6 protein-coding genes and 1 pseudogene are annotated in these 6,635 nt (G+C 68.2%); 5 read left to right on the top strand and 2 right to left on the bottom strand.

What is annotated here, in order from left to right:
* Positions 1-100: 100 nt before the first annotated feature.
* The 5 genes and pseudogenes from ACLFRM_RS08670 to ACLFRM_RS08650 form a co-directional block, all read left to right on the top strand.
* Positions 101-367, top strand: a pseudogene (locus ACLFRM_RS08670) (glycosyltransferase); the annotation flags it as partial.
* Between the two features lie 266 nt (positions 368-633).
* Entirely contained in the window at positions 634-1,092 is a 459-nt protein-coding gene (locus tag ACLFRM_RS08665; protein ID WP_410755342.1) for a glycosyltransferase, read from the top strand.
* An 18-nt stretch (positions 1,093-1,110) separates the two neighbouring features.
* Complete coding sequence (locus tag ACLFRM_RS08660) at positions 1,111-1,935, top strand: glycogen debranching N-terminal domain-containing protein (protein WP_410755341.1); 825 nt, start codon at positions 1,111-1,113, stop codon at positions 1,933-1,935.
* Between the two features lie 36 nt (positions 1,936-1,971).
* Entirely contained in the window at positions 1,972-3,264 is a 1,293-nt protein-coding gene (locus ACLFRM_RS08655) for an amylo-alpha-1,6-glucosidase (protein WP_410755340.1), read from the top strand.
* Between the two features lie 193 nt (positions 3,265-3,457).
* Positions 3,458-4,201: a BON domain-containing protein gene (locus ACLFRM_RS08650; protein ID WP_410755339.1), complete on the top strand. Its 744-nt coding sequence runs from the start codon at positions 3,458-3,460 to the stop codon at positions 4,199-4,201.
* On the opposite strand, the gene ACLFRM_RS08645 is transcribed toward ACLFRM_RS08650, so the two are convergent.
* Both ACLFRM_RS08645 and polX read right to left on the bottom strand, forming a co-directional pair.
* Entirely contained in the window at positions 4,191-4,991 is an 801-nt protein-coding gene (locus tag ACLFRM_RS08645) for an Fpg/Nei family DNA glycosylase (RefSeq protein WP_410755338.1), read from the bottom strand. The genes ACLFRM_RS08650 and ACLFRM_RS08645 overlap by 11 nt on opposite strands.
* A 4-nt stretch (positions 4,992-4,995) precedes the next feature.
* Positions 4,996-6,635 (bottom strand): DNA polymerase/3'-5' exonuclease PolX (gene polX, locus ACLFRM_RS08640; protein WP_410755337.1); only part of this gene is annotated, 1,640 nt, incomplete at its 5' end.

The following is a 6,635-nucleotide window of genomic DNA, read 5'->3' as shown; positions in this document are numbered from 1 at the left end:
TGGCATTCGTGCCGAGGCTCCCCAGGGTGGGACGGTAGTCCCGCGGGATGGGCAGCATGAAGATCGCGCAGGTCGCGCCGCTGTACGAAAGCGTCCCGCCATGCGGCTATGGGGGAGTGAACGTGTGGTTCATTACCTCACCGAGGCCCTGGTCGACGCGGGCCACGACGTCACCCCCTATGCCAGTGCCGATTCACGCACCTCGGCCGGGCTCGTCCCCTGTATCGATCGGGCACTACGCCAGGCCGGCGGGCTGCGCGATCCGACGGCCGCGCACCTGGCCATGATCGAGTGGGTCTGCCAGGAGGCGGATCGATTTCACGTCATTCACTTCCACACGGACTACCTGCATTTCGCCGCGGTGCGGAACATCGCCACGCCGGACGTGACCACACTGCACGGCCGCCTGCAAATCCCGGATCTGCAGGCGCTCTTTCGCTTCCACTCGAAGCGCCCGCTGGTCTCGATTTCCAGCGATCAACGCCACCCGATTCCGGACGCGGACTGGCATGGGACGATCCACAACGGGACCCCCGCAGACCTGTATCGCCTCAACCTTCATGGCGGCGACTATCTCGCGTTCCTGGGGCGGATGTCCCCGAGAAACGCCCGGATCGCGCCATCCAGATCGCGTTGCGCGCCGGGGTTCCCATCCGACTGGCGGCAAAGCTGGATGTCGTCGACAAGGACTACTTCGACAACCATGTCCGCCCCTTGCGGCAACACCCACTGGTGGAATTCATCGGCGAGATCGGCGACGACGAGAAGGGCGAATTCCTCGGCAACGCGATGGCACTGCTCCTTCCGATCGACTGGGCCGAGCCGTTCGGGATGGTGATGATCGAGGCCATGGCCTGCGGCACGCCGGTGGTCGCGTGGCGACGCGGCGCGGTGCCGGAGGTACTGGACGAAGCGGTGACCGGGTTCGTGGTGGAGACGCTCGACGATGCGGTCACCGCGGTCGGGCGTTGCCCCGACCTGGATCGTGCCCGGGTGCGCCAGCGCTTCGAGGCACGCTTCTCCGCGGCACGGATGGCCGACCAGTATCTGCGCGTCTATCGGGACCTGACTGACCGGTCAGCCGCCCTCTGACGAAGGAAGATCGACGTCATGAACGAAATGATCGAATTTGGCGGACAGACCTACATCGAGGTCACCTCGCCCCTCGTGGAAACCGCCATCAAGTATGGAGACACCTTCGCCGTGCTCAATCAGCATGGGGACGCCGCCGGCATCGGCCGGGGCGAGCTCGGCCTCTACCACCGCGGCACCCGTCACCTGTCGGGTTGGGAACTGCTCGTGAACGATACCCGGCCGCTGCTGCTCTCCTCCAACGTCTCGCCCGACGGGGCCCTGCTGCACGTGGACCTGACCAATGACGATCTCGTCGAGGACGGCGTCCGGGTGGCCAAGGACACCCTGCACATCCGACGCAAGATCCTGCTCAGGGAAGGAACGTGGTACGAGCGATTGCAACTGACCAATTTCGGCCAAGAGGAGCTTGTCTTCCGGCTGTCCTTTTCCCTGGGCGCCGACTTCGCCGACATTTTCGAGGTGCGCGGCGTAGAGCACCCCGACAAGCCGCGCCCCGAGCCACCCCGGCAGGCGGCAGACGCCGTAGTGCTGGGCTACCTCGGCGCCGACGGAGTGAAACGCACCACCCGCATCATCTGGGGCGACTGCGACCCCGTCTGGCGCGGGAGCGCATGGACGTATCCTTGCGGCTGGGGCCCAAGCAGGAAATCCACGTGCCGATCACGGTCGCCTGCGAGCAGGGCGAATCGCGCGCCCGGCCCACCACCTTCGAAAAGGCCCGCCAGACGTCGCACGAGGAGATCCTGGAGTCGCAGGCAGGCGATGCGGAGATCGTCACCTCGAACGAACAGTTCAACGAATGGATCGACCGGGGTCGTTCCGACCTGCACATGCTGGTGACCCGCATCCCGGAAGGACCCTACCCCTACGCGGGGGGTGCCGTGCTTCAGCACCCCCTTTGGGCGCGACGGCCTGATCACGGCACTGGAATACCTGTGGGTCAACCCGGTGTTCGCCCGTGGCGTGCTGAGTTACCTGGCCGCGACCCAGGCCACGGAGGAGAATCCCGCGCGGGAGGCCGAGCCGGGCAATATCCTCCACGAGACCCGGAACGGCGAACTGGCGGCGCTGGGCGTTATCCCGTTCGATCGCTACTACGGGACGGTGGATGCCACGCCCCTGTTCGTGATGCTCGCCGGCGCGTACTACGACCGAACGGGAGACAGGGCGTGTCTCCAGGACCTCTGGCCGCATGTCCAGGCCGCCCTGGAGTGGATCGACCGTCACGGTGACGTCGATGGCGACGGATTCCTCGAGTACCTGCGCCACGGGGACAAGGGGCTGGTCAACCAGGGCTGGAAGGATTCCGACGACGCGATCATGCATGCCGACGGCCGGCTGGCCGAAGGCCCCATCGCCCTGAGCGAGGTGCAGGGCTATGCCTACGCCGCGTTCCGGACAGGAGCCGACCTGGCCGAACTCTTCGGCGAGACCGACGAGGCCCGTGACCGGCGCCGCCGGGCCCGGGAACTGAAGCAGCGTTTCCACGAAGCGTTCTGGATGCCGGACCTGAACACCTACGCCCTCGCGCTGGACGGCGAAAAGCGCCCCTGCCGCGTCCGCTCGTCCAACGCGGGGCATCTCCTCTTCACCGGCATCGCCAACGAGGCCGAGGCCCGCCTGACGGCCGACACCCTGCTCGCGCCGGACTCCTTCAGCGGGTGGGGCATCCGCACGCTGGCCAAGGGCGAGGCCCGCTACAACCCGATGTCCTATCACAACGGCTCGGTCTGGCCCCACGACACGGCCCTGATCGCCAGCGGCATGGCCCGCTACGGCTTCACCGACCAGGCCATGCAACTGCTGACCTCGCTGTTCGAGAGCGGGATCCACATGGATCTGCACCGCATGCCGGAACTGTTCTGCGGCTTCCCGGCACGCCCCTGCGAGAACCCCACGCTCTACCCCGTCGCCTGCGCCCCCCAGGCCTGGTCGAGCGCCGCGCCCTTCTGCGCCCTCAAGGCGGGACTGGGCCTGAGTTTTCACCTTGATGCCCCGCAAATACGCTTTCACCACCCTCGGCTGCCGCCCTACCTGGACTGGATCGATATCCGCAATCTGCGCGCCGGCGACGGGCGCGTGGACATCGTGCTCCGTCGACATGCCAACGACGTGAGCCTGAGCGTGCTGCACAAGGAAGGAAACGTGGAAGTGACCGTCACGCAATAGCCGGACAGAATCACCGCGCCTGGGCGGACACACGGCTCGCCAAGCGGAAAAATCGGTCCTGCTGTTCTAACAATGGATGAACAGGAACCGGGACGGGCCGACCAATCGGCCAGACCGAAACGACAGCCCGTCTCGCCACCCCGAGACATCGTTCATGCCTGCCCGGGGCAGGCGAATCAGAGAGGAACGCATCATGTCCGCAGGCACACCCAATACGGCAGATGAGCTCAGGGAAGCCCTTTCCGGCGCATTCGAGCATGACCCCCGGATCGACCTTCACCAGTCCCCGATCCGGATCCGCGTCGAGGGGGATCGACTGATTCTCGAGGGGCAGGTGCAGGATGTCACCACCCTGCGACGCGCCCGGGCATTGGCCGAACAGTACGCCGGCGAGCAGCGGACCGTCGAGGACCGGCTGCGACGGCGACCAGTCGAGCCCATGGGGGACCGCGAACTCCGCGACGAGGCAATCGGCGCGTTCACCGACGAACCGGTGTTTGCCGGCTACACGCTGCGCACGCACACGGGCAGCAAGGCCGAGACCGTCCACGACGGCGGCCCGGATGCCGGCCGGATCCTGGTGGCCATCGAGGAGCCGGGCACCATCACCCTCAGCGGCTCGGTCGGCAGCCTGTCGCATCGACGCCTCGCCGAGGCACTGATGTGGTGGATCCGGGGCTGCGAGGCGGTCGACAACTGCCTCGAGGTCGATCCGCCGGAGGAAGACTCGGACGACGAGATCAACGACGCGGTGCGCATCGTCCTGGAAAAGGACCCGATGGTGCGCGCCGACCAACTGCGTGTCGGCACCGCCGCCGGCATCGTGCACCTCGACGGCGCGGTGGCCACGGAGGACGAGAGGCGCTTCGCGGTGGGCGACTGCTTCGCCGTGCCCGGGGTCTACGACGTCCTCGACCGGCTGCAGGTCAGCGGCTGACCTCGTCCGGCGCCTGGCAGCGCGGGCAGTACCAGGCCGTCCGGCCGCAGGCCCGTGCCGTGGCCAGCGCCTCACCACAGCGAGGGCAACGGCCGCCCTTCTCGCGACTTGGCAGCAGGTAGCCGTCCGGCAGCCGTGCCGGCTCGGCGCGGGCGGCCACCGCTTGCTCGAGCACCCGCCGCATGGCCTCGTACACGCGTGTCGCCTCCGGCTCGTCGAGCGTGTTGCCGGCGCGCTTCGGGTGGATCCCGGCGTGGAACAGGATCTCGTCGCTGTAGACGTTGCCGATGCCGGCGAGCCGCGCCTGGTCCATCAGCCAGCACTTGATCGCCCCGCGATGCCCGCGCAGGTCCGGGACGAAGCGCTCGCGGTCGACCGCCAGCGCATCCGGTCCCAGCCCCCGGGAGGCGACGAACGCCTCGGGGCTTTGCGTCCAGCCGATCATGCCCAGCCGACGCGGCGAGACGTAGGCAAAGCCACCCTGGTCGAAGGCGACCACCAGGCCGGCATGCTCGGGGGGCGCGGCCTTCCCCTCCAGCATCATCAGGCTTCCGCTCATGCCGAAGTGCAACACCAGCCAGCCGTCGCATCCCTCGCGCGCGGCGAACAGGACCTTGCCGTGGCGACGGGTCTCGGCCAGCGGGTGGTTCTTGAGCAGCCGGCCCAGCGACTGCGGCAAGATGTCGACCAGCAGGTCCGGGGCACTCACCGTCGTGCGGCGCACGGGCCGACCCAGACCGTGGTGGTCCAGGGTCCGGCGGAAGGTCTCGACGTCGGGCAGCTCGGGCATGGCGTCAGCCGATCAGCTTGCGCAGGGCGGCAAGCCCGCGGGTGTTGATGACGTCGTCGGCGGTGAGCCAGCCACGACGGGCCTGGGTGATGCCGAAGCGCATGGCATCGAGCTGCACATCGGCATGGGCATCGGTGGATACGGCGATCCTCGCCCCCTGCTCGCGGGCGAGCATGCAGGCCGCATCGTCCAGGTCCAGTCGCGACGGCTGGGCGTTGACCTCCAGGAAGCAGCCGCGCTCGGCCGCGGCCCGGATCACCTGCCCCAGGTCGATGGCGTAGGGCCGGCGCTGGTTGATCAGCCGGCCGGTGGGATGGCCGAGGATGGTGAAGTGCGGGTTTTCCATCGCCCGGAGTACCCGCTCGGTCTGCTGCTTTTCCGAGAGATTGAAGCGCGAGTGGATCGAGCAGACGGCGAGGTCCAGCCGGTCGAGCACGTCGTCGGGCAGGTCGAGCCGCCCGTCGGCGAGGATGTCGACCTCGATGCCCTTGAGGATCGTGATGCCCTCGAGCGCCTCGTTGAGCCGGTCGATCTCGTCGACCTGCGCGAGCAGCCGGTCGGCGTCAAGTCCGTTGGCCACGCGCACGGCCTTCGAGTGATCGGTGATCGCCAGATACTCGTAGCCCCTCGCCTGCGCCGCCCGCGCCATGGTCTCGAGGTCGTGCTGGCCGTCGGTGGCATCGGTATGGCAGTGCAGGTCGCCGCGAATGTCCGACAGCGAGACCAGGTCGGGCAATCGCCGTGCCTCCGCGGCCTCGATCTCGCCGCGATCCTCGCGCAGTTCCGGGGCGACGAACGGCAGGCCGACGGCCTCGAAGACCTCGTCCTCGGTCCGGCCGGCGATCCGCTTCTCGTCCCGGTAGACCCCGTACTCGTTGATCTTCAGCCCGCGTTCGACACCGCGCCGGCGCACCGCGATGTTGTGCGCCTTCGACCCGGTGAAGTAATGCAGCGCCGCCCCGGCACCGACCGCCGGAACCACGCGCAGGTCCACCTGGAGGCCCGAGCGCAGGTGGACGGTCGAGCGGGTGCCGCCGTGGGACACCACGCGGCTCACATCTTCGTGGGCGACGAAGCGATTCATCACGGGGGAATCCCTGCGGCAGGTCACCAGGATGTCGAGATCGCCGACGGTCTCCTTCCCGCGGCGGTAGCTGCCGGCAAGCCAGACCTTCTTGACGCCGTCGATCCCGCGCAGCCACTCGGCCAAGGGCTCGGCGATCGCCTCGGCATCCGTCCAGCGCATGCGCGGCTGGCCGTTTTTCAGCGCCTCGATTCCCGCCGCGATGGTCTTCTCCAGCTTCTCGCCGAAGCCCTCGAGCTCGCGTACCCGGCCCGACTCGAGCACGCGGGACAAATCATCGAGGCTGCGGACGCCGAGCTCGCGGTAGAGCTGGCCCACCCGCTTGGGACCCAGCCCCTCGATCTCGGTCATCTCGGCCAGGGCGGCCGGCACGCGGGCCTCGACCTCGTTGAGTACTGGCAGCTCGCCGGTGTCCACCAGCGTGGCGATCTTCCCGGCCAGGTCCTTGCCGATGCCCGGCAGTTCGGCGAGATCACGCCCCTCGGCCAGCAAGGCCGATATCTGCGCGCCCTGCCCCTCGATCACGCGGGCGGCGTTGCGGTAGGCCCGGACGCGGAACG

Origin of the sequence: Guyparkeria sp., assembly GCF_046540515.1 — a bacterium.
GTDB lineage: Bacteria > Pseudomonadota > Gammaproteobacteria > Halothiobacillales > Halothiobacillaceae > Guyparkeria.
Note: the sequence above shows the minus strand (reverse complement) of the source record. Positions and strands in the feature narration are given on the sequence as shown.